The 26,887-nt window shown below is 75.3% G+C and carries 23 protein-coding genes and 1 pseudogene; 16 read left to right on the plus strand and 8 right to left on the minus strand.

Annotated elements, in window-relative coordinates:
• The first annotated feature begins 63 nt into the window (after positions 1–63).
• The 6 genes from mptB to I4I82_RS31905 all read left to right on the plus strand — a co-directional run bounded on the left by mptB (position 64) and on the right by I4I82_RS31905 (position 6,335).
• Entirely contained in the window at positions 64–1,665 is a 1,602-nt protein-coding gene (gene mptB / locus I4I82_RS31880) for a polyprenol phosphomannose-dependent alpha 1,6 mannosyltransferase MptB (RefSeq protein WP_218591010.1), read from the plus strand.
• Positions 1,666–1,674: 9 nt separating this feature from the next.
• Positions 1,675–2,598, plus strand: coding sequence for an ABC transporter ATP-binding protein (locus I4I82_RS31885; RefSeq protein WP_218591009.1), 924 nt, complete (start codon positions 1,675–1,677; stop codon positions 2,596–2,598).
• A complete protein-coding gene (locus I4I82_RS31890; RefSeq protein ID WP_218591008.1) occupies positions 2,595–3,398 on the plus strand; it encodes an ABC transporter permease in 804 nt (267 codons plus the stop codon). The genes I4I82_RS31885 and I4I82_RS31890 overlap by 4 nt, the downstream gene beginning before the upstream one ends.
• Before the next feature lie 146 nt (positions 3,399–3,544).
• The gene (locus I4I82_RS31895; RefSeq protein WP_218591007.1) at positions 3,545–4,279 is read left to right on the plus strand and encodes a hypothetical protein; all 735 of its coding nucleotides are present in this window, start codon (positions 3,545–3,547) and stop codon (positions 4,277–4,279) included.
• A 126-nt stretch (positions 4,280–4,405) separates the two neighbouring features.
• Positions 4,406–5,356 (plus strand): COX15/CtaA family protein, encoded by a 951-nt coding sequence (locus I4I82_RS31900; protein ID WP_226370371.1) that lies wholly within the window; start codon positions 4,406–4,408, stop codon positions 5,354–5,356.
• Positions 5,328–6,335 (plus strand): quinone oxidoreductase family protein, encoded by a 1,008-nt coding sequence (locus I4I82_RS31905; RefSeq protein ID WP_218591006.1) that lies wholly within the window; start codon positions 5,328–5,330, stop codon positions 6,333–6,335. Before I4I82_RS31900 ends, I4I82_RS31905 begins: the two co-directional genes overlap by 29 nt.
• Here the strand turns inward: I4I82_RS31905 and I4I82_RS31910 are convergent.
• From I4I82_RS31910 to I4I82_RS31920, 3 genes are read right to left on the minus strand one after another with little or no spacing between them, the layout of a single operon-like run.
• A complete protein-coding gene (locus tag I4I82_RS31910) occupies positions 6,321–7,340 on the minus strand; it encodes an ABC transporter ATP-binding protein (protein ID WP_226370373.1) in 1,020 nt (339 codons plus the stop codon). The genes I4I82_RS31905 and I4I82_RS31910 overlap by 15 nt on opposite strands.
• Positions 7,337–8,902 carry an ABC transporter permease gene (locus I4I82_RS31915; protein WP_226370374.1) on the minus strand — a complete coding sequence of 522 codons (1,566 nt, stop codon included), beginning with the start codon at positions 8,900–8,902 and terminating at the stop codon, positions 7,337–7,339. Before I4I82_RS31915 ends, I4I82_RS31910 begins: the two co-directional genes overlap by 4 nt.
• Positions 8,899–9,963, minus strand: a complete 1,065-nt coding sequence (locus I4I82_RS31920; RefSeq protein WP_226370375.1) for an extracellular solute-binding protein — start codon at positions 9,961–9,963, stop codon at positions 8,899–8,901. The genes I4I82_RS31915 and I4I82_RS31920 overlap by 4 nt, the downstream gene beginning before the upstream one ends.
• Before the next feature lie 88 nt (positions 9,964–10,051).
• Between I4I82_RS31920 and I4I82_RS31925 the strand changes: the two genes are divergently transcribed.
• Positions 10,052–12,046 (plus strand): S9 family peptidase, encoded by a 1,995-nt coding sequence (locus tag I4I82_RS31925; protein ID WP_218591005.1) that lies wholly within the window; start codon positions 10,052–10,054, stop codon positions 12,044–12,046.
• On the opposite strand, the gene I4I82_RS31930 is transcribed toward I4I82_RS31925, so the two are convergent.
• The gene (locus I4I82_RS31930) at positions 12,035–12,649 is read right to left on the minus strand and encodes a DUF305 domain-containing protein (protein ID WP_218591004.1); all 615 of its coding nucleotides are present in this window, start codon (positions 12,647–12,649) and stop codon (positions 12,035–12,037) included. The genes I4I82_RS31925 and I4I82_RS31930 overlap by 12 nt on opposite strands.
• Positions 12,650–12,819: 170 nt before the next feature.
• Between I4I82_RS31930 and I4I82_RS31935 the strand changes: the two genes are divergently transcribed.
• Positions 12,820–14,172 (plus strand): LVIVD repeat-containing protein, encoded by a 1,353-nt coding sequence (locus tag I4I82_RS31935; RefSeq protein ID WP_218596565.1) that lies wholly within the window; start codon positions 12,820–12,822, stop codon positions 14,170–14,172.
• A gap of 61 nt (positions 14,173–14,233) precedes the next feature.
• Positions 14,234–15,451, plus strand: coding sequence for a formaldehyde dehydrogenase, glutathione-independent (gene fdhA, locus I4I82_RS31940; protein WP_218594488.1), 1,218 nt, complete (start codon positions 14,234–14,236; stop codon positions 15,449–15,451).
• 69 nt (positions 15,452–15,520) lie between these two features.
• Here fdhA and I4I82_RS31945 read toward each other — a convergent pair whose 3' ends face one another.
• Together I4I82_RS31945 and I4I82_RS31950 are read right to left on the minus strand one after the other, a co-directional pair.
• Positions 15,521–16,435, minus strand: coding sequence for a hypothetical protein (locus I4I82_RS31945; RefSeq protein WP_218596344.1), 915 nt, complete (start codon positions 16,433–16,435; stop codon positions 15,521–15,523).
• A gap of 152 nt (positions 16,436–16,587) precedes the next feature.
• Positions 16,588–17,547 carry a heme o synthase gene (locus I4I82_RS31950; RefSeq protein WP_372451489.1) on the minus strand — a complete coding sequence of 320 codons (960 nt, stop codon included), beginning with the start codon at positions 17,545–17,547 and terminating at the stop codon, positions 16,588–16,590.
• Between the two features lie 234 nt (positions 17,548–17,781).
• On the opposite strand from I4I82_RS31950, the gene tkt reads away from it, so the two are divergent.
• From tkt to I4I82_RS31985, 7 genes are read left to right on the plus strand one after another with little or no spacing between them, the layout of a single operon-like run.
• Positions 17,782–19,902, plus strand: coding sequence for a transketolase (tkt, locus tag I4I82_RS31955; RefSeq protein ID WP_218593126.1), 2,121 nt, complete (start codon positions 17,782–17,784; stop codon positions 19,900–19,902).
• An 11-nt stretch (positions 19,903–19,913) separates the two neighbouring features.
• Complete coding sequence (gene tal, locus I4I82_RS31960; RefSeq protein WP_218593125.1) at positions 19,914–21,026, plus strand: transaldolase; 1,113 nt, start codon at positions 19,914–19,916, stop codon at positions 21,024–21,026.
• A gap of 11 nt (positions 21,027–21,037) precedes the next feature.
• Positions 21,038–22,354 carry a hypothetical protein gene (locus I4I82_RS31965; protein ID WP_218593124.1) on the plus strand — a complete coding sequence of 439 codons (1,317 nt, stop codon included), beginning with the start codon at positions 21,038–21,040 and terminating at the stop codon, positions 22,352–22,354.
• 39 nt (positions 22,355–22,393) lie between these two features.
• A complete protein-coding gene (gene zwf / locus I4I82_RS31970) occupies positions 22,394–23,941 on the plus strand; it encodes a glucose-6-phosphate dehydrogenase (protein WP_218593123.1) in 1,548 nt (515 codons plus the stop codon).
• A 43-nt stretch (positions 23,942–23,984) separates the two neighbouring features.
• Positions 23,985–24,947, plus strand: coding sequence for a glucose-6-phosphate dehydrogenase assembly protein OpcA (opcA, locus tag I4I82_RS31975; protein ID WP_218593122.1), 963 nt, complete (start codon positions 23,985–23,987; stop codon positions 24,945–24,947).
• On the plus strand, positions 24,944–25,723 hold the full coding sequence (pgl, locus tag I4I82_RS31980) for a 6-phosphogluconolactonase (protein WP_218596566.1): 780 nt from the start codon (positions 24,944–24,946) through the stop codon (positions 25,721–25,723). The genes opcA and pgl overlap by 4 nt, the downstream gene beginning before the upstream one ends.
• Positions 25,720–26,181, plus strand: a complete 462-nt coding sequence (locus I4I82_RS31985) for a hypothetical protein (RefSeq protein ID WP_218591657.1) — start codon at positions 25,720–25,722, stop codon at positions 26,179–26,181. The genes pgl and I4I82_RS31985 overlap by 4 nt, the downstream gene beginning before the upstream one ends.
• Here the strand turns inward: I4I82_RS31985 and I4I82_RS31990 are convergent.
• Both I4I82_RS31990 and I4I82_RS31995 read right to left on the minus strand, forming a co-directional pair.
• Positions 26,178–26,357 (minus strand): annotated as a pseudogene (locus tag I4I82_RS31990) (helix-turn-helix domain-containing protein); the annotation flags it as partial. The gene I4I82_RS31985 and the pseudogene I4I82_RS31990 sit on opposite strands and share 4 nt — an antisense overlap.
• Positions 26,358–26,855 (minus strand): Lrp/AsnC family transcriptional regulator, encoded by a 498-nt coding sequence (locus I4I82_RS31995; RefSeq protein WP_218591656.1) that lies wholly within the window; start codon positions 26,853–26,855, stop codon positions 26,358–26,360.
• Positions 26,856–26,887: the final 32 nt, after the last annotated feature.

Raw genomic sequence — 26,887 nt, forward strand, 5'->3', positions numbered from 1 at the left:
GCAAAGGCACCCCCTCCACGGGTGAGGCGCTTCACTCCCGGACCCCCTCGATACGCTCCGGCCATGACCGCACCGGGGGTGGACACCACGATCGCACCCGGCGGTCCGCCTGCGGCCCCCGCGCGCGACCCCAGCCGCACCGCCCGGCTGCTCGGCCTGGTCGGCTCGCTGCTCATGGCGGGCGGGGCGCTGGGGTCCGGCGCGCTGCCCGTCCCGAACCCGCTGTTCGGCATCCGGGTGCTCAGCCTGCCCAGCCGCAACGCCACCGTCGCCATCGCCGTCACCTACGCCGGGATCGGCATGGTCGTGCTGGCCTGGCTGTGGATCGGCAAGATGCTGCGCGAGAACGGCGCCGTGGTCCCGGCACCGGACCGCCGCCAGCTCGCGCGCACGGCCGTGCTGTGGGCGATCCCGCTGGCCCTGGCCCCGCCGCTGTTCTCCCGCGACGTCTACAGCTACCTCGCCCAGAGCGCCACGCTGGCCCGCGGGCTCGACCCGTACACCCTGGGCCCGGCCGAGGCGTTCGGTGTCGACGACCCCCTGGTGCGCTCCATCCCCACGATCTGGCGCGACACCGGGGCCCCGTACGGCCCGTTCTTCCTCGTCCTCGGCCGCGGCATCACCGCGCTCACCGGCAACGACATCGTGGCCGGGGTGTTCGCGCACCGGGCGCTGGCGCTGCTCGGCGTCGCGATGATCGTGTGGGTGCTGCCCAAGCTGGCGCGGCGCTGCGGGCTCGACGTCGGCCTGGCGATGTGGCTCGGCGCGGCCAACCCGCTCGTGCTGTTCCACCTGATCAGCGGCATGCACAACGAGTCGCTCATGGTCGGGCTCATGCTCGTCGGGTTCGAGGTGGGCCTGCGTGCCGGCGACCGCTGGTGGGACCCCCATCTGCTGGCCGGCGGGGTGCTGATCGTGCTGGCCTCGGCGGTCAAGCTCCCGGCGCTGCTCGCGCTGGGGTTCCTGGGCATCGAGTGGGCGCGCCGGCGCGGCGGGCGGGTGCGCGACGTCGCCGTCGCCACGGCCCTCCACACCGGCATCGCCGTGGCGGTCTACGCGGCGTTCGGGATCGGCACCGGTCTCGGGCTGGCCTGGCTCGACGCCCTCGACGCGCCCAGCCTCATCCGCAGCTGGCTGTCGATCTCCACCGACCTCGGGCTGCTGGGCGGGCAGGTCGGCATCATCCTGGGCGGCCTGGGAGACCACACCGACGCCGTGCTCGGGCTGACCCGTACCGCCGGGCTCGTCGCCGCGGCGCTGCTGGCCGGCTGGCTGATGCTCGCCGTGCTGCGCGGGCGCCTCGACGCGATCACCGGGATGGCCGCCGGGATGGCGGCGGTCGTCGTGCTCAGCCCGATCGTGCACCCCTGGTACCTGCTGTGGGCCGTGATCCCGCTGGCCGCCACGAAGGCGATGCCCAAGGCCCGCCGGGCGATGCTCGTCATCTCCGGGATCCTCGCGATCGTCGTGCCGCCCACGGGCGCCGACTTCAACTTCCGCGCCTACCAGCTCCCGATGTCCATCATCGCCGGGCTGCTGGTGATCGCCCTGACGCTGCTGGTGGTGCGACGCAGCCTCGTCGGGCGCACCGGCGTCGACGTCGACGCCTGGCCCGGGCACGTCCCGGCGGGTCGCCCGAAGGAGGACCGGGGGGCACCTCTCTAGACTCACCGTGTGAGCTCGCAACCCGCCGTGTCCGTGCGTGGCCTGGTCAAGCGCTACGGCCGGAGCACCGCGGTCGACGGGCTCGACCTCGAGCTCGCGCCGTCGTCCGTGCTGGCCCTGCTGGGGCCCAACGGAGCGGGCAAGACCACCACCGTCGAGGTGTGCACGGGGTTCACCCGGGCCGACGCGGGCGAGGTGCGCGTGCTGGGCGTCGACCCCGCCGGCGCTCCCGACGCCCTGCGCGCCCGGATCGGCGTCATGCCGCAGGGCGGCGGCGCGTACCCCGGGGTGCACGCCGGGGAGATGCTGCGGGTCGTCGCGGCCTGCGCGGCGCACCCGCTCGACGTTGCCTGGCTCTCGGGTGTGCTGGGGCTCGACGCCTGCGGCCGCACCCCCTACAAGCGCCTGTCCGGCGGGCAGCAGCAGCGCCTCGCGCTCGCGTGCGCCGTCGTCGGGCGTCCGGAGCTGGTGTTCCTCGACGAGCCGACCGCCGGCATGGACCCCCAGGGCCGCCGCCTGGTCTGGGACCTCATCTCCGCGCTGCGCCGCGACGGCGTCGCCGTGCTGCTCACCACGCACCTCATGGAGGAGGCGGAGGCACTGGCCGACGACGTCGTGATCGTCGACCACGGCCGCGTCGTCGCCCACGGCACGCCCGCCGCCCTGACCGCGGGTGAGCAGCAGGAGCTGCGGTTCCGGGCCCGCCCCGGGATGGACCTCGACGGCCTGCGCACCGCCCTGCCCGAGGGCTACGGTGCGGCCGAGCCCATCGCCGGGCGCTACCTCGTGCAGGGCCGGATCAACCCCGCGGTGCTGTCCGTGATCACCTCGTGGTGCGCCGAGCAGGGCGCGCTGGCCGACGACGTGCAGGTGGCGCGGCGCAGCCTGGAGGACGTGTTCCTCGAACTGACCGGACGGGAGCTGCGCGCATGACGTCCTCGATGTACTCCTCGCCGCAGGGCGCGTTCGTGCCCGGCACGTTCACCCCGCGCCCCGGCGCCGGCTCGCCCGGGCGGATGCTCGCCGCGCAGGCCGGCACCGAGCTGCGACTCGCGCTGCGCAACGGCGAGCAGGTGCTGCTGACGCTGCTCATCCCCGTCGTGCTGCTGGTCGGGCTGACGCTGCTCGCGCTCGTGCCGCTGCCCGAGCCGCGCGTCGACGCCGTGACGCCGGGGGTGCTGGCGCTCGCGGTGATGTCGACGGCGTTCACCGGGCAGGCGATCGCCTTCGGCTTCGACCGCCGCTACGGCGTGATCCGCCGCCTCGCCGCCACCGCGCTCCCCCGCTGGCTGCTCGTCGTGGGCCGGCTCGTCGCGGTGCTGGGGGTTGTCGTCATCCAGATGGTGGTGCTCGGCGCCCTCGCCGCGCTCCTGGGCTGGCGACCCGCCGCGGCCGGTCTGGCCTGGGGCGTGCTGCTGGTGCTGCTCGGGTCGGCCGCGTTCGGCGCGCTCGGCATCCTGCTGGGCGGCACGCTGCGCGCCGAGGTGACCCTCGCCGTCGCCAACGTCGTGTGGTTCGTCCTGCTGCTCGCGGGCGGCATCGTGATCCCGCTCTCCCAGCTCCCCGGCCCGCTCGCCGCCGTGGCCTCGGTGCTGCCGTCGGGCGCGCTGGCCGAGAGCCTGCGCACGGTGCTGACCACGGGCGCACCCCCGGCCCTCGTCCCGGTCCTGGTGCTGGTGGCGTGGACGGTGGGTGCGGGCCTGCTCGCGACGCGCGTGGTGAAGCTGCGCTGAGCCGCGACCGCCGTCGCACGGCTGGTGGCTCGTCGCACGGGCTGCAGCACGTGCGAGCGGCCCGAACCTGTGCGACAGCACTCGGGCTGTCCACCACCTTCGCCGTTCGGCTCCGGCGCGGCCTCCTTCCCCGGCATCGTCGTCGCATGGACATCGACGACGCGCGGCTGCTCACCCGGCGCGAGCTGCTCGCCCACGGGTTCGACGACACCGAGATCCGGGCCCGGCGACGGCGCGGGGAGCTGTGCCGCGTCCGCCGCGGCGCCTGCGCCCGGCCGGGCGCGCTGCCCGGTCGCCCGGTGTGGGGCGGCCCCCTGCGCCGGGTGCAGCTGACCCGCAGCCGCCGCTCGGGGGCCCGGTGCACCGCTGACCTGCACGTCCACGCCGCGCCGCTGGAGCCGTGGGAGATCACGTGGGTCGACGGCGTCGCCGTCACCTCGCTGGCCCGGACGCTCGCCGACGTGGGGCGCCACCTCGGGTTCGAGCAGGCGGTGGTCGTGGCGGACGCGGCGCTGTGGCGCGAGCTCGTCACGCGGGCCGAGCTGGACGAGGCGCTCGACGCGGCGCGCGGACGCCCGGGCGTGCCCGCCGCCCGTCGCGCGCCGGGTTTCGCCCGGTGGGGCGCCGAGAGCGTCGGGGAGTCGCGCGGCCGCGTCGCGATGCTGCGCGCGGGCCTTCCCGAGCCGGTGCTGCAGTGGGCGGTCCGGACGGCGACGGGGGTCGTGCCGGCCGGCCGCACCTCCGGCGACGTCGTGTACGCGGAGAAGCGGCGCGAGGACGCGATGCGCGGCGAGGGCCCGGGCGCGGTGCGGTGGTGCTGGGCCGACCTCGACCCGTTCGACGTGACGGCCACGCGGCTGAGGCGCACGTTCCGCGCCTGAATCCGCCATCGCACAGGCTCCGGCTCGTCGCAGGTGCTGCAGCGTGTGCGACGCACCACGGCCCGTGCGGCCGCGACGGGGTGGCCGCGACGGGTGGCCGTGCCGGCCCGCGCCTACGATCGTGGGGTGAGCGTTCTCGACCGCCTCCCCGTCACCTCCCCCACCACCGTGCGCCGCCTCGCCGTGGCGAACCTGGTGGCGCAGGTCGGGATCATGGTGACCGGGGTGACCGTGCGGGTCACCGGCTCGGGGCTCGGCTGCCCGGGCTGGCCGGAGTGCTTCCCCGGCAGCATGGTGCCGGTCTCGCACGCCGACGTGGCCCCGCTGCACCAGTGGGTCGAGTTCGGCAACCGGATGCTGACGTTCGTGCTGGTGGTCATCGCCGCGCTGGTGCTGCTCGCCGCGCTCGGCACGCGCCCGCGGCGCCGCCGGCTGACGCTGCTGGCCGCCGTGATGCCGGCCGGGATCGTCGCGCAGGCCGTGATCGGCGGGATCACCGTGCTCACCGACCTGGCCTGGGGCGGGGTGTCGCTGCACTTCATGGTGTCGGCGGTGCTCGTGTGGCTCTCCGCCGGACTGGTGCGGGCCGCGGGCGAGGGCGACGGGCCCGCGCTGCCGCTGGTGCCGGGGGCGATCCGCGGGCTCGTCGCGGTCAGCTCGGGCGTGCTCGCGGCGCTGCTCGTGGCGGGCACGCTGGTCACGGCGGCCGGCCCGCACGCGGGCGACTCCGCGACGCCGCGGCTGGGCCTGGGCGTCGAGGCCACCGCGCAGCTGCACGCGGAGCTCCTGTTCGGCTACCTCGGGCTCCTGGTCGGCCTCGGGTTCGCGCTGCACGCCGTCGGGGCGCCCGCGGCGGTCGTGCGCCGCTTCCGCGTGCTGCTCGTGGTCGTGCTCTCCCAGGGTGCGCTCGGCGGGATCCAGTACGCGATCGGCGTGCCGGAGGTGCTGGTCGTGCTGCACGTCCTCGGCGCCGGGCTGGTCACGGCGGCCGCGGCGGCCCTGTGGTTCGCCACGGTCGAGCGCAGCACCGCGGCCGTCGCCACCCGGGATGCGGAGCCGGCGCTCGCCGGGCCATGATCGGCCCGTGCGCGCCATCCAGATCACCGGGGCCGGTGGGCCCGACGTCCTGATCCCGACCGAGCTCGACGACCCGGTCGCCGGGCCCGGCGAGATCCTCGTCGAGGTCGCGGCCGCGGGCGTCAACTTCATCGACACCTACCAGCGCGCGGGCATCTACCCGATGACGCTGCCCTACGTGCCCGGGATGGAGGGCGCGGGGCGGGTGCGGGCGCTGGGCGAGGGCGTCGACGGCGTCGCCGTCGGCGACCGCGTGGCGTGGTGCGAGCAGCTGGGCAGCTACGCCGAGCTGGTCGTCGTCGAGGCGGCCAAGGCGGTCCCGGTGCCCGACGGCGTCGCCGACGAGGTGGCGGTCGGCGCCCTGCTCCAGGGCATGACGGCGCACTTCCTCGTGCACGACACCTACCCCGTGCAGCCCGGTGACGACGTGCTGGTGCACGCCGCGGCAGGCGGCGTCGGGCTGCTGCTCACCCAGCTCGCGTCGGCGAAGGGGGCCCGGGTGATCGCGACCGTCTCCACGGCGGAGAAGGAGGAGCTGGCCCGGGGCGCGGGAGCGGCGGAGGTGATCCGGTACACCGGCACCGACGACCTCGCGCGCGACGTGCGCGCCCTCACCGGTGGCACCGGCGTCGCCGTGGCCTACGACGGCGTCGGTGCGGCCACCTTCGACGCCAGCCTCGACTCCCTGCGCCTGCGCGGGATGCTCGTGCTGTTCGGTGCGGCCAGCGGCCCGGTGCCGCCGGTCGACCCGCAGCGGCTCAACCGCGGCGGCTCGCTGTTCCTCACCCGGCCGACCCTGTTCCACCACGTGGCCACGCCCGAGGCGCTGCGGGCGCGGGCCGCGGCGGTGTACGCCGCCGTCGCCGACGGCACCCTCGACGTCCGCATCGGGCACCGCCACCCGCTCGCCGACGCCCGCGCCGCCCACGAGGACCTGCAGGCCCGCCGCACGACCGGGAAGGTGCTACTCGTCCCCTGAGGACGGGTAGAACAGCACCGGCCCGGTCACCTCGACGGCGACGCGCTGCCCCACCGCGGGCAGTTCGGCGTCGGCGGTGCGGCAGCGCAGGACGGAGCCGCCGTACTCCACGAGCACCGTCGAGTCGTGGCCGTGGAAGATCACCTCTCGCACGGTGGCGGCCGCGCCGTCGCGCAGCCGGAGCTGCTCGGGGCGCAGCAGGACCCGGCCCGGCCCGTCCGGCCCGTCGACGTCGAGGCGGCCCAGCGCGGTCTCGGCCCGGCCGCCGCACACCTGCGCGTCCAGCACGACGGCCTCGCCGACGAACGTCCCGACGTCGAGGTCGACCGGGGCCCGGTACAGCTCGTGCGGTGCGCCGGCCTGCACGACCCGACCCGCGGCGAGGACAGCGACGCGGTCGGCCGCGCCGAGCGCCTCCTGCTGGTCGTGGGTGACGAGCACGGCCGCGGCGCCCGCCGCGCGCAGTGCCGTGCACACCTGCTCGCGGACCTCGGCGCGCAGCCCGGCGTCGAGCGCGGTGAACGGCTCGTCCAGCAGCACCAGTGCGGGTGCCGGGGCGAGCGCGCGGGCCAGCGCGACGCGCTGCTGCTGGCCCCCGGACAGCTCGGCCGGGCGGCGCGGGCCGTACCCGGGCAACCCGACGAGCTCCAGCACCTCCTCGACACGGCCGGAGCGGCGCCCCGCCCGATCCAGCCCGAAGCCGACGTTGCCGGCCACGGTGAGGTGTCCGAACAGCGCCCCGTCCTGGGGCACCAGGCCCACCCCGCGGCGCTCGGGCGCGACGTCGACCCCGGGCCCGGCGACCAGCCGCCCGGCGAGCTCGACGGTGCCGTCGTCGAGCGGGTGGAACCCGGCGATCGCGCGCAGCAGCGTGGTCTTGCCGCAGCCCGACCCGCCCAGGACGGCCACCAGTTCCCCCGCGGCCACCGTCAGGTCGATCCCGTGCAGCACGGGGGTGCCGGGGTAGGAGGCCCGCGCCCCGCTGACGACCAGCGCCGGCGTCACCGCCGCACGGCCCGGTCGAGCAACAGGACGGGGACGGCGGCGAGCACGACGAGCAGGATCGCATAGGGCGCGGCGGCGGCGTACTGGCCGGCACCGGTGTGGGTCCACAGCCGGATGGCGAGCGTGTCGTCGCCGGTCGGCCGCAGCAGCAGCGTCGCGGGCAGCTCCTTGGCCACGGTGAGGAACACCAGCGCCGCGCCCGCGGCCACGCCGGGCGCGGCGAGCGGGACCGTCACCCGGGCCAGCGTCGCGACCCGGCCGTGGCCCAGCGAGCGCGACACCTCCTCCAGCCGCGCCGGGGTGGCCGCGACGGCCGCCCGGATCGACCCGACCGCCAGCGGCAGGAACAGCACCGCGTAGGCGAGCACGAGCAGCGGCGTCTCCTGGTAGATCCCGGGCAGCAGCCGGATCCCGAGGAACACCAGCGCGAGGCCCACGGTGATGCCGGGCAGCGCGTGCGCGACGTAGGTCGAGGCCTCCAGCGCGGCCGTGGCCCGGCCGCGGTAGCGGGCGGCGAGCACCCCGACCGGCAGCGCCAGCACCGTCGTGAGCAGCGCCGCGAGCGCCGCGACCTCCAGGGTGACCACTGCGGCCGCCCCGAGATCGGGCAGGTCCAGCCCCAGCGACGACCCGACGACCATCCAGTGCGTGAGGCTCCACGCCGGGATGCCGAGCGAGACGGCGACGACCAGGGCCGAGAACCCGAGCCAGGGCAGCCGCGCCCGGCCCAGCCGCACCGGGGCGGCGGGCCGGGCCGCGCCGCGGGCGACCCGGTGGGCGGCCCGGCCCCGCGCCCGGGCCTCGCCGAGGGTGACCACCGCGGCCAGGGCCACCAGCACGCAGCCGAGCACGGCGGCGGGTGTGCGGTCGAACGTGCCGCGGTAACTCGTGTAGATCCCGAGCGTGAACGTGTCGTAGCGCATCAGGGACACCGCACCGAAGTCGCTGAGCACGTACAGCGCCACGAGCAGCCCGCCCGCGGTGGCGGCGGGCCACGCCTGCCGCAGCGTGACCCCGAGCAGCACCCGCGCCGGCCCGTGCCCGAGCGAGCGAGCGACCTCCTCCAGCCCGCCGTCGGCGGCCCGCAGCGCCGCCGCCACCGGCAGGTAGACGTAGGGGTAGCTGACGGCCGCGAGCACCCCGAACGCGCCCGCGAACCCGGCCGACCCCGGCCACTCCGAGATCCAGGTGAAGCCGGCGACGTAGGAGGGCACCGCCAGCGGCAGCGCGAACAGCACCGCGAGCACCCGCCGCCCGGGCAGGTCGGTGCGGACGACGAGCCAGGCCGCGAGCGACCCGACGACGACGCACACCGCGGTGACCGCGGCGGCGAGCAGGACGCTGGAGACGAGCAGGTCCAGGGTCCGCGGACGCCCGAGCACGTCCAGGAACAGGCCCGGGCCGCGCTCCAGTGCCCGCAGCACGAGGTAGAGCACCGGCACGACCGCGACGACCCCGGCGACGGCGCCCCACACGAGCAGCGGCGCGGGCGCCCGGCCCCGCCGCGACCGGCGCGGGGGCCCGGCCGTGGCGGTCGCCGGGCGCTCCGCGACCGCCGTCACAGCAGCCCGACCTCCTGCAGCATCGTCTCCGTCTCGGCCAGCGACGACAGGTCCGCCAGCTCGACGTCCGGTGCGGACAGCGACTCCAGCGGCGCGAGGTCGACGTCCTGGCGGGCCGGGGTGATCCCGGCGATCACGGGGTACTCGGCGGTCTCGTCGACGAGGTACTGCTGCGCCGGCGCCGACAGCAGGAAGCGCACGGCCTCCAGCGCGGGGGCCGGGTCGCCCGCGGCGGCCGTCACGCCCACCCCGGCGACGTTGACCAGTCCCAGCGGGTCGTCGGCGACGAAGTGGTTGCGCACCGGGTACGTGGCGGCGTCGACCTCGGCGAGGTCCTGGTAGAGGTAGTAGTGGTTGACTAGGCCGAGCTGCACGGTGCCGGCCGCCACGGCGTCGACGACGGCGCCGTTGCCCTCGAACTTCTGCGGGTTCGTGGCGGCGAAGGCCGTGAGCCACTGCCGGGCCCCGTCCTCGCCGCGGATCAGCCGCAGACCGGTCACGAACGACAGCCAGGACGCGTTCGACGGCGCGATGCCGACCTGACCGGCCCACCGCGGGTCGAGCAGGGCGTCGAGCGAGGCGGGCAGGTCGGCCGCCGGCACCAGGTCCGTGTTGTAGGCGACGACCCGCGCCCGTGCCGAGGTGGCCACCCACGTCCCGTCGGTGGCCCGGTAGTCCTCCAGCGCGGGCTCGAGCACGTCGGCGGGGATCGGGGCCAGCAGCCCGGCGCCGGAGACGGCGCCGAGCGCCCCGGCGTCCTGGGCGAAGAACAGGTCGGCAGGCGACGCTGCTCCCTCCTCCAGCAGCTGCGCTGCCATCTCGCCGGTGCTGCCGTAGCGGACCTCGACCGGCACGCCCACCGCCGTCTGCAGCTGGGCGATCAGCGGGCCGACGAGCTCCTCGTTGCGCCCGGAGTAGATCGTGAGGACGCCGTCGCCCTCCGCAGCGGGCTCGGCGGCCGCGGGGGGCGCCGCGGCCGGAGCACCTCCGCAGGCGGCGAGCGCCGCCCCCACCACGACGACCGCGACCGCCCGAATCACGCGCTTGCTGGTTGTGTGCACCGTTGATCCCTTTCGCGAAGTTGAGCGGAGGCTAACCTATGTAGGGGTCCAGGTCGACGGTCCGCCGGCGCTGCGCCAGGCTGGACTGATGAGCAGCCGGTTCGACGACCTCCAGGACTACCTCGACCTCCCGCGCCTGTCCGGGCTCGCGCTCTCCCCCGACGGCACCCGCCTCGTGGTCTCGGCCGCGACGCCCGGCCCCGACCGCACGCGGTTCGTCACGGCGCTCTGGGAGGTCGACCCGGCCGGGGAGCGGCCCGCGCGGCGACTGACCCGCAGCGCGAAGGGCGAGGGCGGGGCCGTCTTCACCCCCGGCGGCGACGTGCTGTTCACCTCCGCCCGCCCGGACCCCGGCGCCGCCGAGCAGCCGCCGGACTCCCCCGCCGCGCTGTGGCGGCTGCCCGCGTCGGGCGAGGCCGAGGTCGTCGGCACCCGGCCCGGTGGCGTGGGCGGGGTCGTCGTCGCGCGCGAGGCCGGCACCGTCGTCGTGACGTCGATGACGCTGCCCGGCTCCACCTCCGGCGAGGACGACGAGGCCCGCCGCAGGGCGCGGCGGGAGAAGAAGGTCAGCGGCGTGCTGCACGCCGCGCACCCCGTCCGCTTCTGGGACCACGACCTCGGCCCGGACGCCCCGCGCCTGCTCACCGCGCCCGAGCCCGGTGGCGGGTGGATCGACCTCACCCCGGAGCCCGGGGCGGCGCTCGTCGAGGGCGACCACGACGTCACCCCGGACGGTAGGCATGTCGTCAGCACGTGGGCGGTGCCGCTGCGCGGCGGCGGCACCCGCTCGACGCTGGTCGTCATCGACGTCGCCACCGGCGAGCGGCGCGTGCTCGCCGACGACCCCGGCCACGAGTTCTCCGCGCCCGTCCTCAGCCCGGACGGCACGCGCGTCGCCTGCGTCCGCGAGCGCTTCTCCACCCCCGACACCCCCACCGACATGCGCCTGGTGGTCGTGCCACTGGCCGGTGACGAGCCCGTCGACGTCGCCCCGGGCTGGGACCGGTGGGCCGGCGGCGCGCGGTGGACCCCGGACGGCGCCGCGCTCGTCGTCACCGCCGACGACGGGGGCCGCGCGCCGGTCTTCCGGATCGAGGACGGCACGGTCACCCGCCTCACCGGCGACCACGGCGCCTACACCGACGTGCGGGTGTCGCCGGACGGGGCGCACGTCTACGCGCTGCGCAGCGCGGTCGACGCCCCGCCCGCGCCGGTCCGCCTCGACGCGCGCACGCCCGACCAGCAGCCGGTCCTGCTCCCGGCGCCGGAACCCGCACCGGAGGTGCCCGGCACGCTCACCGAGGTGCACGCCGCCGCCGCCGACGGCACGCCGCTGCGCGCCTGGCTGGTCCTGCCCGACGCCGAGGGGCCCGCGCCGCTCGTGCTGTGGGTGCACGGTGGCCCCCTGGGCAGCTGGAACGCCTGGCAGTGGCGCTGGAACCCCTGGCTGATGGCCGCGCGCGGGTACGCCGTCCTGCTGCCCGACCCGGCGCTGTCCACCGGCTACGGGCTCGACTTCGTCGCCCGCGGCTGGGGCGAGTGGGGCGGCGCCCCGTACAACGACCTCATGGCGCTCACCGACGCCGCGGTCGCCCGCGACGACGTCGACGCCGACCGCACCGCCGCGATGGGCGGGAGCTTCGGCGGCTACATGGCGAACTGGATCGCCGGCCACACCGACCGCTTCGCCGCGATCGTCACCCACGCGAGCCTGTGGGCGCTCGACCAGTTCGGCCCGACGACGGACGCGCCCTGGTACTGGCGTCGTGAGATGACCCCGGAGATGGCGGAGGCCCACAGCCCGCACCGGTTCGCCGACGCGATCTCCACGCCCGTGCTGGTGATCCACGGCGACCGCGACCACCGCGTGCCCGTCGGGGAGGCGCTGCGGCTGTGGTGGGACCTGGTGAGCCGCTTCGACGGCGACCCGGACCACCTGCCCCACCGGTTCCTGGTGTTCCCCGACGAGAACCACTGGATCCTCACGCCGCAGAACGCCGCGGTCTGGTACGAGACGGTCATCGCCTTCCTGGACCACCACGTGCTCGGAAAGGACTGGGCGACGCCGGAGCTACTGCGTTAGACCCACCAGGGGCAGACCGCGCAGGCGGTCGATGTCGGCGGTCTGGGTGGCCACGACGTCGTCGGCGAACCCGGCGACGAACAGGTCGGTTCCCGACGCCCGGACCTGCGCGGCCATCGCCAGGGCACCCTCGTGGTGCGCGATCATCGTCGCGACGAAGAGCCGGTCGAACGCCGGCCCGGACGCCGCGGCGAGCTCGGCGAGCCGCTCCGCCGCGACCATGCCGGGCACGGCCGCGTGCGCCGGGTGCCCCGGGTGCCCGGACCCGTGGCGCGCCAGCCACGCCCGCAGCACCGCCACCTCGGGCCCCTGCACGCCCGCGATGCGCTCGGCCATCGCCCGCACGCCGGAGTCGGCGGCACGGCCGGGGGCCAGCGCCGCCACGGCGAGCGCCTGCTCGTGGTGCGGGATCATCGCGGCGACGAACTCCACGTCGGCCGGCGACACCGGCACCGGGGCCCGCCGCTGCGCGGCCTCCGCCCCGCCCATCACCCGCGCGGGCTCCCCCGGCGCACCCGGCACGACGGTCCGCAGGCCGGGCTCGGCCGCCCCGCAGCCGGCGAGGGCAGCCACCAGTGCGGCGAGGACGACCGGGCGGCGCATGGGCCGACGCTAGCGGGCGGCCGCACCGGTCGGGTGGATCCCGGGCGCGGGAGCCCCGGGATGTCGGATCCGCCCGGCACAGTGGGCCGGGGCGGGCGGGGCTGTGCGGGTCGAGGGGGAGCACGACGGTGGGACGACGGGTGCGGGCGTGTGGGGTGGCCGTGACGGCGATGCTGCTGGCGCTGCTGGCGCCGGTGCCCGCCTCGGCGGACGTGCCGGAGCTCCCCGCGCCGGTCGTGCCGGGCGTCGGCGAGATCGTGACCAGCGCGAACGTCCGGCCGATCGCGAACCTGCCGAAGCAGGCGCCCTTCGACGGCGAGCAGTCGCACGGCACGGACATGGCCTTCGCGGACGGCCACGCCTACGTCGGCAACTACGACGGGTTCGTCGTCTACGACGTCCGCGAGCCCGCGGAGCCGCGGATCGTCAGCCAGGTGCTCTGCCCCGGCTCCCAGAACGACGTCTCCGTCTCGGACGGGCTGCTGTTCCTGTCCACCGACTCCCGCTGGAGCGACGACACGTGCTCCGCGGTGCCGCAGAACCGCGGCGGGCTCCCCTACTGGGAGGGCATCAAGGTCTTCGACGTCAGCGACCCGGCGAACCCGGCGTACCTCACGTCGGTGGCCACGGCCTGCGGCTCGCACACCCACACGCTGGTGCCCGACACCGCGGGCGAGTCGCTCTACCTCTACGTGTCCTCCTACGCCCCCTCCCCCGACCTGCCGGGCTGCCTGCCCCCGCACGACAGGATCTCGATCGTCGAGGTGCCGCTGGCCGACCCGGCCGCCGCGGCCGTCGTCGCCGAGCCGGTGCTGTTCCCCGACGGCGGCAACCCCGGCCCGGGCAGCGACACCACCACCGGCTGCCACGACATCACCGCCTACCCCTCGCGCCACCTCGCGGCGGGCGCCTGCATGGGCGACGGCGTGCTGATGGACATCAGCGACCGCGAGGCCCCCCGCGTCATCGAGCGGGTGCGCGACGACACCCACTTCGCGTTCTGGCACAGCGCCACGTTCAACGACGCGGGCACCAAGGTCGTGTTCACCGACGAGCTCGGCGGCGGCAGCGCGGCCACCTGCACGGCCGCGGTCGGGCCGCTGCGCGGCGCCGACGGCGTCTACGACATCGTCGGCGGGCGGCTGGAGTTCCGCAGCTACTACAAGATCCCCCGGATGCAGGGCGAGACGGAGAACTGCGTCGCCCACAACGGCTCGCTCATCCCCGTGCCGGGCCGCGACGTCATGGTCCAGGCCTGGTACCAGGGCGGGGTCTCGGTCTGGGACTTCACCGACTCCGCGCGCCCCGTCGAGATCGGCTTCTTCGAGCGCGGGCCGGTGTCGGACACCGAACTGGTGCTGGGCGGGTCGTGGTCGGCCTACTGGTACGACGGCCACGTCTTCTCCTCCGACATCCGCGAGGGGCTCGACGTCCTCGCCGTCGACGACCCGCTGATCGCCGGGGCCCGGGCCGTCGACTTCGACGTGCTCAACCCGCAGACCCAGGAGCGCCGCGTCGGCTGACGGCGTTTCCCCCCGCGGCGACCGTGGGTAGCCACCTCCACCGACACATGAGGAGGCACGCATGGGTGGCAACAGGATCGTCGTCTACAAGGAGCCGGGCGTCGTCGCGGTGGAGGACCACGACGCGCCGAAGCTCGAGGTGCCCGCCGAGGTCGCGCAGGCCAAGGGGCTCACCCGCAAGGCCGAGCACGGGGTCATCCTGCGCACGGTCTCGACGAACATCTGCGGCTCCGACCAGCACATGGTCCGCGGCCGCACCACGGCTCCCCCGGGGCAGACGCTGGGCCACGAGATCACCGGCGAGGTCGTGGAGAAGGGCAGCGACGTCCAGTTCGTCGACATCGGCGACATCTGCTCGGTGCCGTTCAACATCGCGTGCGGCCGCTGCCGCAACTGCCGCGAGGGCCAGACCGGCATCTGCGAGAACGTCAATCCCGGCCGCGCCGGCTCGGCGTACGGCTACGTCGACATGGGCGGCTGGGAGGGCGGCCAGGCCGAGTACGTCATGGTGCCCTTCGCCGACTTCAACCTGCTGAGGTTCCCCGACCGCGACCAGGCGCTGGAGAAGATCCTCGACCTGACGATGCTGTCGGACATCTTCCCCACCGGCTACCACGGCGCCTACACCGCCGGCGTGACGACGGGCTCGACCGTCTACGTCGCCGGTGCCGGCCCGGTCGGCCTCGCCGCGGCGTACTCGGCGAACCTGCTGGGCGCGGCCGTGGTCATCGTCGGCGACCTCAACCAGGACCGCCTCGCGCAGGCCCGCTCGTTCGGCTGCGAGACCATCGACATCTCCGCGGACGCCACCCTGGAGGACCAGATCGCGCAGATCCTCGGCACGAACGAGGTCGACTGCGCGGTCGACGCCGTCGGGTTCGAGGCCACCGGTCACGGCAGCGGCGCGAGCGAGGCCCCGGCCGCGGTGCTAAACTCGATCATGTCGCTGACCCGCGCGGGCGGCAGCCTGGGCATCCCGGGCCTCTATGTCACCGGCGACCCGGGCGCACCCGACGACGATGCCAAGGAGGGCACGCTCAAGGTGCGCCTCGGGCTCGGGTGGGCGAAGAGCCACTCGCTCTACACCGGCCAGTGCCCGGTGCTGAAGTACAACCGCGGCCTGATGATGAGCATCCTGCACGACAAGGCCCACATCGCCGACGCGGTCGGCGCCACGGTCCTGCCGCTGGAGGACGCCCCGCGCGGCTACCAGGAGTTCGACCAGGGGGCGGCGAAGAAGTACGTGCTCAACCCCAACGGGCTGATCCCGGCGGCCTGACGCACCGGGCCGACGGCACCTCGCACACCGAGTGGGGACCTCGCACACGGTCGACGGTGTGCGAGGTGCTCAGCCGGTGTGCGAGGTGGGCCCCAGCCGGCGGGCGATCCGCGCCGCGACCGGCGCGAAGTCGGCGAGGTCCCGCCACGTCCAGCGCGTCATGTGCAGGCCCTCGTCGCGGATCGCGTCCTCGCGCCGCTTCTCCGCGAACAGCACGTCGCCGGCGTCCTGCCCGGGGAACAGCAGGCGCCCGTACTTCACGCGCCCGTCGAACTCGCCGACGCAGCGCTGCCGCGGCCACGCGAAGTCGACCTCGCCCACCGCCGCGCCGCCGGCCGTCACCACCGGCCACTGCAGCACCGGGGCGGGCAGCCCGGCGACGTGCAGCGCGACCCGGCTGCGGGACTCCCCGACGCTCATGCTCCCGGGGGCGGCGAAGCGCAGCGCCCGGTCGGCCGCCGGGTTGCCGGGCCGGCGTGCTCCACGGGCGACGGCGGCGTCGAGCTCCCCGCGCGTGACGAGGTGGCGGTGCAGCGCGGCGTCCGCGACGACGACGGCGTGCTCGAAGGGCGCCGACCTGCCGATGTCGGCCAGGGTGCGTGCGAGCGAGGTGACCCGCACGCCGTCGACCTCGACCACCTCGTCGGCGTCCAGCTGCGCCGCGTGCACGTGCGCGAAGCGGCCCACGCGGGCGCCCGAGCGGCGCGGGCGGGTGCTGTGGACGCGGTCGAGCGGCAGGTCCCACGCCGGCAGGCCGTGCAGCACCGCGGCCGTCACGTGGCTGAGCACGGCGTCCGCGGCCATCTCGTGCGCCGCGGCCAGCGCCCGGGCACGGTGCCACTGCTCGGGCCCGGTGGGCGCCTCGCTGAGGTAGTGCCCGCGCCGGAGGCGGACCAGCTCGCCCGTGCGCAGGCGGCGGCGCAGCTCGTGCTCGCGCACCCCGGCCGCGAGGAGGTCGGGGCGGCGGTGGAACGCGGAGGTCACGCGAGGAGGGTGCCGGGCGGGGGTGGGCCGCCGTGGGCGTTCGGCGGAACTCGTCGCCGTCGCCGCGCACCTCGCACACCCGCTGACCACCCCGCACACCGTCGACCGTGTGCGAGGTCACCACCCGCTGTGCGAGGTGGCCGGGGCGAACCCTAGAAGGGCAGGCCCAGCACCGGGAGGCCGATGGCCGCGTCGACCGCGATCGCGGCGAACAGCAGGCACAGGTAGGCGTTGGAGAGGTGGAACAGCTTCATCGGGGTGGGGTCCTCCCCCGACGCCACCGCCACGTGCAGCCGGTGGGCCGAGAAGAGGAACCAGGCCCCGCCCAGCACCGCGACGGCCGCGTAGACCCACGAGGTGACCGGCAGCAGCAGGAGCGTGACCGCGCCCATCACCCAGGAGTAGGCGACGATCCGGCGCGACACCTGCACCGGCGTGGCGACGACGGGCAGCATCGGCACGCCCGCGGCCGCGTAGTCCTCGCGGTAGCGCATCGCCAGCGCCCAGAAGTGCGGCGGCGTCCAGAAGAAGATGATCGCGAACATCACCAGCGCCGGCCACTCCACCGTGCCGGTGACCGCGGCCCAGCCGATGACGACGGGCATGCAGCCCGCCGCACCGCCCCAGACGATGTTCTGCGAGGTCCGGCGCTTGAGCAGCAGCGTGTAGACCAGCACGTAGAACGCGATGGCGGCCACCGACAGCGCGGCGGCGAGCCAGTTGGTGGTGAGGCCGAGCCACAGCGAGCTGAGCACGCCGAGCACGAGGCCGAAGACCAGCGCGTTGCGCGGCGGCACCTGCCCCTTGGCCAGCGGGCGGCGCGCCGTGCGCTTCATGACCTTGTCGATGTCGGCGTCGACGACGCAGTTGAGCGCATGCGCGCTCGCCGCGGCCAGCGCGCCGCCCAGGAGCGTGGCGACGATCAGCCAGACACTCGGCCAGTCATCATTCCCCGAGGCGCGCTGCGCCAGGAACATCGCCGGCACGGTGACGACCAGCAACTGCTCGATGATGCGCGTCTTCGTCAGGCCCAGGTAGGCGCCGACCGTCGTGCGCACCCGTGCCCGGAATCCGACGGGCGTCGGTGCCACGTGGGCCACGGGCACACTCACCGGCACTACCTCGATCCGCGATGTGGTGGGGCGGTTCTTCTACAGCGCGTCGATCCTAGCCCGGCGCATGGCGGGGCGCCCTGTCGGGTAACCGGGCCCAGCACCGCGAGCGGAGCCCCACGTGCCCGCCCCACGTGGATAGGCTGCCGGGGACGCGCCGTGGCGTTCCGACCACGTGACCGAGAACTCCGCAGTGACCAGAACTCCGCAGTGGACCGAGAGCAGGGAGCCTCCGTGCCCGTGACCCAAGAGGACATCGCCCGTCTGACGCAGGCGTCGTTGCCCGCCGACTGGACCGACCTCGACAGGCGCGCCGTCGACACGGTGCGCGTCCTGGCCGCCGACGCCGTGCAGAAGGCCGGTTCCGGCCACCCCGGCACCGCGATGAGCCTCGCCCCGCTGGCGTACAGCCTGTTCCAGAAGGTGATGCGCCACGACCCCACCGACGCCGACTGGATCGGCCGCGACCGCTTCGTGCTGTCCTGCGGCCACTCGAGCCTGACGCTCTACCTGCAGCTGTTCCTCGGCGGCTGGGGGCTGGAGCTCGACGACATCGAGAACCTGCGTCAGTGGGGCTCGGCCACCCCCGGCCACCCCGAGCACCGGCACACCCCGGGCGTCGAGATCACGACCGGCCCGCTGGGCCAGGGCCTCGCGTCCGCCGTCGGCATGGCGATGGCCGCCCGCCGCGAGCGCGGCCTGTTCGATCCCGACGCCGGGCCCGGCGAGAGCCCGTTCGACCACCAGATCTTCGTCATCGCCTCCGACGGTGACATCGAGGAGGGCGTCACGGCCGAGGCGTCGTCGCTGGCCGGGCACCAGCAGCTGGGCAACCTCACCGTCGTCTACGACGACAACAAGATCTCCATCGAGGACGACACCGACATCGCGCTGTCCGAGGACACCGCGAAGCGCTACGAGGCCTACGGCTGGCACGTGCAGGTCGTCGAGGGCGGCGAGAACGTCACCGGCATCCTCGACGCGCTGGCGGCGGCGAAGGCCGAGACCGCGCGCCCGTCGTTCATCCTGCTGCGCACGATCATCGGCTTCCCCGCGCCGACGAAGATGAACACCGGCAAGGCGCACGGCTCGGCGCTGGGCGACGAGGAGATCGCGGCGGTCAAGGAGATCGTCGGGATGGACCCGCAGAAGACCTTCCAGGTCGACGCCGACGTCCTCGAGCACACCCGCGCGCTGCGCGAGACCGGCCGCGCCGCCCACGAGGAGTGGACGTCCACGTTCGACGCGTGGGCCGAGCGCGAGCCCGACCGCAAGGCGCTGCTGGACCGCATGCTCGGCCGCACCCTGCCCGAGGGCTGGGAGAAGGCGCTGCCGAGCTGGGACGTCGATCCCCAGGGCCTCGCCACCCGCAAGGCGTCGGGCGAGGTGCTCAAGGCCCTGGCCGACGTGCTGCCCGAGCTGTGGGGCGGGTCGGCCGACCTCGCCGAGAGCAACAACACGACGATGGAGGGCGCCGACTCGTTCGGGCCGACCTCGATCGCCACGACGATGTGGAACGCGCAGCCCTACGGCCGCACGCTGCACTTCGGCGTCCGCGAGCACGCGATGGGCGCGATCATCAACGGCATCGCGCTGCACGGGCCGACCCGCCCCTACGGCGGCACGTTCCTCATCTTCTCCGACTACATGCGTCCCGCCGTCCGCCTCGGCGCGGTGATGAAGTGCGCCGGCATCTACGTCTGGACGCACGACTCGATCGGCCTGGGCGGCGACGGGCCGACCCACCAGCCGATCGAGCAGCTCTCCGCGCTGCGCGCCATCCCGGGCCTGTCCGTGGTGCGCCCGGCCGACGCCAACGAGACCGCGTCCGCGTGGAAGGCGATCCTGGAGCGGCCCGAGGGCCCGTGCGGGCTCGCCCTGTCGCGCCAGAACCTGCCGACCCTGGAGGGCACGACCGTCGAGGGCGTCGCCCGCGGCGGTTACGTGCTGGCCCCGGCATCCAACGAGGGGACGTCCTCGGGCACCCCGCAGCTGGTGATCATCGCCACCGGCTCGGAGGTCGCGCTGGCCGTCGACGCGCGGAAGGTCCTGGAGGACCGCGGCGTTCCCACCCGTGTGGTGTCGATGCCGTGCGTGGAGTGGTTCGACGAGCAGGACCAGGCCTACCGCGAGTCGGTCGTCCCGAAGGCCGTGAAGGCGCGGGTCGTCGTCGAGGCGGGCGTCGCGCAGTCCTGGTACCGGTTCGCCGGCGACGCGGGCGAGATCGTCTCCATCGAGCACTACGGCGCGAGCGCCGAGGCCGACATCCTGTTCCGGGAGTTCGGCTTCACCACCGAGGCGGTCGTGGAGGCCGCCGACCGCAGCCTGGCGTCCATCGCCGGCGACGCAGTCTGAGGAGACCGCACATGAGCAACGACCGTCTCAAGGCGCTGGCCGACGCCGGCGTCTCCATCTGGCTCGACGACCTGTCCCGCGAGCGCCTGCAGAGCGGCAACCTGCGTGAGCTCATCACGGAGTCGCACGTCGTCGGCGTCACCACCAACCCCACGATCTTCGCGGGCGCGCTGGCCAACGGCGAGGCCTACGACCAGCAGGTCCGCGACCTCGCCGGGCGCGACGCGTCGGTCGAGGACGCGGTCCGCGAGATCACCGTCGCCGACGTGCAGCAGGCCTGCGACGTGTTCAGCGGCACCTGGGAGGCCACCGGCGGCGTCGACGGGCGCGTGTCGCTCGAGGTCGACCCGGGCCTGGCCCGCGACACCGAGGGCACCGTCGCGCAGGCGATCGACCTGTGGAAGGCCGTCGACCGGCCCAACCTGCTGGTCAAGATCCCGGCCACCGAGGCCGGCCTGCCGGCGATCACCCGCGCGCTGGCCGAGGGCATCTCGGTCAACGTCACGCTGATCTTCTCCGTCGAGCGCTACCGCGCCGTCATGGGCGCCTACCTCGACGGCCTGGAGCAGGCCGCCGCCAACGGGCAGACCCTCGCCGGCATCGCGTCGGTGGCGAGCTTCTTCGTCTCCCGCGTCGACTCCGAGATCGACAAGCGGCTGGAGGCGATCGGCACCGACGAGGCGCTGGCGCTGCGCGGCAAGGCGGGCGTCGCGAACTCGCGGCTGGCCTACGCCGCGTTCCAGGAGGTGTTCTCCGGTGAGCGCTGGGAGAAGCTGACCGCGCAGGGCGCGAAGGCGCAGCGGCCGCTGTGGGCGTCGACGGGGGTCAAGAACCCCGACTACTCCGACACGCTCTACGTCACCGAGCTCGTCGTCGCCGACACCGTCAACACGATGCCGGAGAAGACGATGCAGGCCTTCGCCGACCACGGCGAGGTGGAGGGCGACCGCGTCACCGGCACCGCGGCCGAGGCGCAGGAGGTCTTCGACTCCCTGGAGCGCGTGGGCGTCGACCTCACCGACGTGTTCCTCGCGCTGGAGGACGAGGGCGTCGAGAAGTTCGAGAAGTCCTGGGCGGAGCTCGGCGACACCGTGCAGGGCCAGCTCGACGGCGCGAAGGCCTGACCGGTCCCGTGGTGACCACCGCCGTCCACCCGGCCGCCGACGTCCTCGGCCGGCTGGTGGACGGCGCTGTCGCGTCCGCGGTCGGCGACGGCCCACGCGCGGCGTGCGTGCGGGCGGCGCGCCCGCTCGTCGGGGAGGTCACGGCGCTGCGTGACACGCTGCACGCCGCGGGCCTGGCCAAGGTCCTGCTCGTGACGACGCCCGCCACCGGCGCCGTCGCCGAGGTGCTCGCCGGCGACGGCGCGCGCCTGCTCGTGCTCGACTCCCCCGACCCGGTCCGCGTGGCCGACGCGCTCGACGGCGATCTCGAGGCCACCGTGCTCGTCGTCGCCGTCCCGCCCGGTGCCGACCGCTCCGGGCCCGACGCCGTCGTGGCCGCGGTGCGGGCGGGGTTCGCGGCGGAGGGGTTCGACGCCGACGCGCAGACCGTCGTCGTCGCCGGGCCCGGTGACGCCGTCGCCGACAGCGCCCGCGTGGTCGCGGGCGGGGCCGACGGCGCCTTCTCCGCGTACGCGCTGGTGCCGGCCGGGCTGGCCGGGGCCGACGTCGAGGGGGTCGTCGCCGACGCGGTGGCGGCCCGCGAGCGCTACGTCGTCGACGACCCCGGCAACCCCGCGCTCGTGCTCGGCGCGCTGCTCGCGGAGCACCCGTCGGTGGTGCTCGACGTCCGGTGGCCCGCCGCGCTGATCGACGCCGTGCTGGTCGACGTGGGGCTGCCCGGCGCCGGGCCGGTCCCGGTCGTCGTCGACGACGGGCCCGCGGGGCCGGGCCTCGCCGACGCGCTCACCGTCCGCCCCGGCGGCGCGGTCGAGCTCGACGGGCCGGTCGCCGCGCGGGTGCTGCTGTGGGAGCACGCGGCGGCGGTCGCGGCGCACCTGCGCTCCCCCGTCGACGGTGCGGCGCCGGAGGGGCCACCGTCCGCGGTCTTCGTCGACGGCGACGTCACCGTCTCGGCCGGGCCGTGGCTGCCCGAGGGCACCACCACCGCCGTCGACGCCCTGCGCGCGCTGGCCGCCGCGGGCGGCACGCACCTCGCGCTGCACGCGCACCTCGACCGCGAGTCCGACGCCTCGGTGGCCGTGCTGCGCGGCGAGCTGGCCCGGCGGACCGGCGCCACCGTCACCTTCGACTGGGGCGCCGCGCAGCGACCGGGCGCCGCGGTGTGCCTGCTCACCGGCGCGGGCGACGGCCGCGCCGACCTCGGCGCCGCGCAGGAGGCGGCCGTCGCCGCCGACGCCGCGGCCCAGACCGGCCCGGTGCTGCGGCTGCACATGCACGACCGCCTCGCCGGCCTGGTGGCCGTCGTGCGGGCGGTCCAGGACCTGTAGGACGATCACGACCGTGCTGGCACGAGAGTGGAGACACCCATGACGGCCAATCCGGGGGCGGGCTGGAGCAACCCGCTCCGCGACGCCCGCGACAAGCGGCTCCCCCGCATCGCGGGACCCTGCGGGCTGGTGATCTTCGGGGTCACCGGGGACCTGTCGCGCAAGAAGCTGATGCCCGCCATCTACGACCTCGCCAACCGCGGGCTGCTGCCCCCGGGCTTCGCGCTCACCGGGTTCGCCCGCCGCGAGTGGGAGACCCAGGACTTCGGCCAGGTCGTCTACGAGGCCGTGAAGGCCCACGCGCGCACCCCCTTCCGGCAGACGGTCTGGGACCGCCTCGCCGAGGGCTTCCGGTTCGTCCAGGGCAGCTTCGACGACGACGACGCGTTCGACCGCCTGGAGGACACCGTCCGCGAGCTCGACCGGGAGCGCGGCACGGGCGGCAACCACGCCTTCTACCTCTCGATCCCCCCGTCGGCGTTCCCCGTGGTGTGCAAGCAGCTCTCGCGCTCGGGCCTGGCCGACCAGGAGGGCCTGGAGCAGTGGCGCCGGGTCGTCATCGAGAAGCCGTTCGGGCACGACCTGGCCTCGGCCAAGGAGCTCAACGGGATCGTCAACGACGTCTTCCCCGAGGACTCGGTGTTCCGCATCGACCACTACCTCGGCAAGGAGACCGTCCAGAACATCCTCGCGCTGCGCTTCGCCAACCAGCTGTTCGAGCCGATCTGGAACTCCCACTACGTCGACCACGTGCAGATCACCATGGCCGAGGACATCGGCCTCGGCGGCCGCGCGGGCTACTACGACGGGATCGGCGCCGCGCGCGACGTCATCCAGAACCACCTGCTGCAGCTGCTCGCGTTCATCGCGATGGAGGAGCCCACGTCGTTCTCCTCCGACGAGCTGCGCGCGGAGAAGACCAAGGTCCTCAAGGCCACCCGGCTCGCCGGCCCGCTGAGCGAGACCACCGCCCGCGGGCAGTACACCGGCGGGTGGCAGGGCGGAGAGCTCGTCCCGGGGTTGACCGGGGAGGAGGGGTTCGACCCCGACTCCGGCACCGAGACCTACGCGGCCATCACCGTCGAGGTCGACACCCGCCGCTGGGCGGGTGTGCCGTTCTACCTGCGCACCGGCAAGCGCCTGGGCCGCCGGGTCACCGAGATCGCGGTGATCTTCAAGCGGGCGCCGCACCTGCCCTTCGACGCGACGATGACCGAGGAGCTCGGCCAGAACGCGTTCGTGGTGCGGGTGCAGCCCGACGAGGGCGTCACCATGCGGTTCGGGTCGAAGGTCCCGGGCAGCCAGATGGAGGTCCGCGACGTCACCATGGACTTCGGCTACGGCACCGCGTTCACCGAGGCGTCCCCCGAGGCCTACGAGCGCCTGATCCTCGACGTCCTGCTCGGCGAGCCCAGCCTGTTCCCGGTGAACGAGGAGGTCGAGCGCTCCTGGGAGATCCTCGACCCGGTCATCGAGCACTGGCACGAGGAGGAGAGCGGGCCCGACCCGTACCCCGCGGGCTCCTGGGGCCCCGAGTCCGCCGACGCCATGCTCGCCCGCACCGGCCGCACCTGGCGCCGGCCGTGACGCCGCCGGCTCTGATTCCCCTGGCCGTGAAGGAGCTCCGCCCGTGATCGTCGACCTGCCGTCGAGCAACACCTCGGCCGTCAACAAGAAGATCGTCGAGCTGCGGGAGAGCGGGGGCGTGCTGGCCCTGGGGCGCGTGCTGACCCTCGTCATCGTCACCGACGACGGCACCACCATCGAGGCCGCGATCGAGGCCGCCAACGCGGCCAGCCGCGAGCACCCCTGCCGGGTCATCGTGCTGGCCCGCGGGCAGCGCAAGGCCGCGCCGCGGCTCGACGCGCAGATCCGCGTGGGCGGCGACGCCGGGGCCAGCGAGGTCATCGTGCTCCGCGGCTACGGCCCGCTCGCGGCCGACGACGCCGGCGCCGGGATGGTCATGCCGCTGCTGCTGCCCGACGCGCCCGTCGTCGCGTGGTGGCCGGGCGAGGCCCCGGCCGTGCCGTCACAGGACGCGGTCGGGGTGCTCGCGCAGCGCCGGATCACCGACGCGCTGGCGTCGAAGAACCCGCTCAAGGCGTTCGAGCAGCGCCGGGCCCGGCACGTCGCCGGCGACACCGACCTCACCTGGACCCGCCTGACGTCCTGGCGGGCGCTGCTGGCCACCGCGCTCGACGCGCCGCCGCACGAGGACGTCACCGGGGCCGTCGTGGCCGGGGAGGCGGTCTCGCCGTCCACCGACCTCATGGCCGGGTGGCTCGCCGCGCGGCTGGGTGTGAAGGTCAAGCGCTCCCCCGCCGAGACCGGGCAGGGCCTGGTCTCGGTGCGGCTCGACCGCCCGTCCGGGCCCGTCGAGCTGGTGCGCCCCGACAGCAAGGTCGGCAGCCTGCGCCAGCCCGGGCAGCCCGACCGGCTCGTCGCGCTGGCCCGCCGGGAGGTGCGCGACTGCCTCGCCGAGGAGCTGCGCCGGCTCGATCCGGACGAGATCTACGGGGCGGCGCTCGCCGGCGTCTCCCAGGTGACCCGCGGCCGCACGCCGGTCAAGGTCCCCGCCGTGGTGGGTGCCTGATGGCCGCCGACATCACCGTCCACGCCGACCCCGACGTCCTCGCCGCGGCCGCGGCCGCCCGGCTGCTCACGCGGCTGGTCGACCTGCAGGCCGCCGGCACCGCCCCGAAGCTGGTGCTCACCGGCGGCGGGGTGGGCATCGCGATGCTCGAGCACATCCGCCGGACCCCGGCCCGCGACGCCGTCGACTGGGGGCAGGTCGAGTTCTGGTGGGGCGACGAGCGGTTCCTGCCGCCCGGGCACCCCGACCGCAACGAGACCCAGGCCCGCGAGGCGCTGCTCGACCACGTGCGCGTCGACCCGGCGAAGATCTTCCCCATGGGCGCCGACACCGGCACGGGCCCGTCCGGGGCCGAGGCGGCGGCCGACGCCTACGCGCAGCTCCTCGCGAAGGCCGCGCGGCCCGAGGACCACGGCCCCGTGCCGTCGTTCGACGTGTTCCTGCTCGGCATGGGCGGGGAGGGCCACACGGCGTCGGTGTTCCCGCACTCGCCCGCGGTCTACGAGACCGAGCGCACGGTCGTCGCCGTGCACGGCTGCCCCAAGCCCCCGCCCACCCGCGTCTCGCTCACGCTGCCGGCCATCCGCAGCGCGGCCGAGGTGTGGATCGTGACCACGGGCGAGGCGAAGGCCGCGGCGGTGTCGATGGCGCTGAGCGGGGCCGGGGAGGTCGCGCTGCCGGTCGCCGGGGCGCGGGGCAGGCGGCGCACGCGGTGGCTGCTCGACCGCACCGCGGCGTCGAAGCTCCCCCGCGACCTGGTGCCCGCGATCGGGTGACCGCGCTCCGGCATCTGGTCGTCGACGGGGCCAACGTCGTCGGGTCGCGGCCCGACGGCTGGTGGCGTGACCGGGCCGGGGCGGCGCAGCGCTTGGCCGCCCGGCTCGCGGCGGCGCTGGACGCCGGGCCCGGCCCGCTCGGCCTGGGCGACGGCGGGCTGGTCCACCTGGTGCTGGAGGGCGCCGCCCGCACGGCCGAACCCGCCCCGCACCCCCGGCTGCGGGTGGTGCGGGCGACCGCCGACGGCGACGGCGCGATCGTCGACGTCGTCCGCTCCCTGGGGACGGGCGTGCTGGTGGTGACGGCCGACCGCGGGCTCGTCGCGCGGGTCACTGCGGAGGGCGCGCGGACGGTCGGCCCCTCGGCGCTGCTGCGGGAACTGGACGGTCGGGCCGGCCCGGATCGGCCCGGCCCGGATCGGCCCAGCCGGCCCGGCCGCACCAGCCCCGACTCCTAGCCGATCACCACCAGCTGCGCCCGGTCGCGCACCCCGAGCTTCACCATCGCCCGGCTGAGGTGGGTCTTCGCCGTCGCCGGGCTGACGACGAGCCGGGCCGCGATCTCGTCGTCGGCCAGCCCGGTCGCCACCGGCGCGACGACCTCCCGCTCCCGGTCGGTGAGCCGGTGCGCGGCTCAGCCGCGCCGACGGGACGTACTCGCGGCGGCGCCCGACGCCCCGACCGCGCTCGCCACCACCGGGCGGCGCGGCAGCGGGCTGGAGTAGACGACGCTGGTCGTGACGGCGCCGAGCCCGGAGATCCGGCCGGTGACCTCCTCGAGGTGGCGCATCGTGCGGGCGCGGACGGTCAGCACGAAGCAGTCCTCGCCGGTGACGTGGTGGGCCTCGCCGATCTCGGGCGTCGTGGCCAGCAGGTCGCGGAAGGGCTTGTAGTTGCCGTGCGGGTAGCGCAGCCGCACCATCGCGGTGATCGCCAGGCCGAGCTTCTCCGGGTCGACCTCCGCGCCGTACCCGGTGATCACGCCCGTCTCCTCCAGCCGCCGCACCCGCTCGGTGACCGCGCTGGGCGAGAGCCCGACCGTGCGGCCGAGGTCGGCGTAGCTCGCCCGCCCGTCGGACTGCAGGGCTTCCAGCAGGCGCCAGTCGATGTCGTCCAACGATTCCCCGGTCATGATGGCAAACTACCGTGGATCACGCCTGTCCG

Origin of the sequence: Pseudonocardia oceani (assembly GCF_019263585.2) — a bacterium.
GTDB lineage: Bacteria > Actinomycetota > Actinomycetes > Mycobacteriales > Pseudonocardiaceae > Pseudonocardia > Pseudonocardia oceani.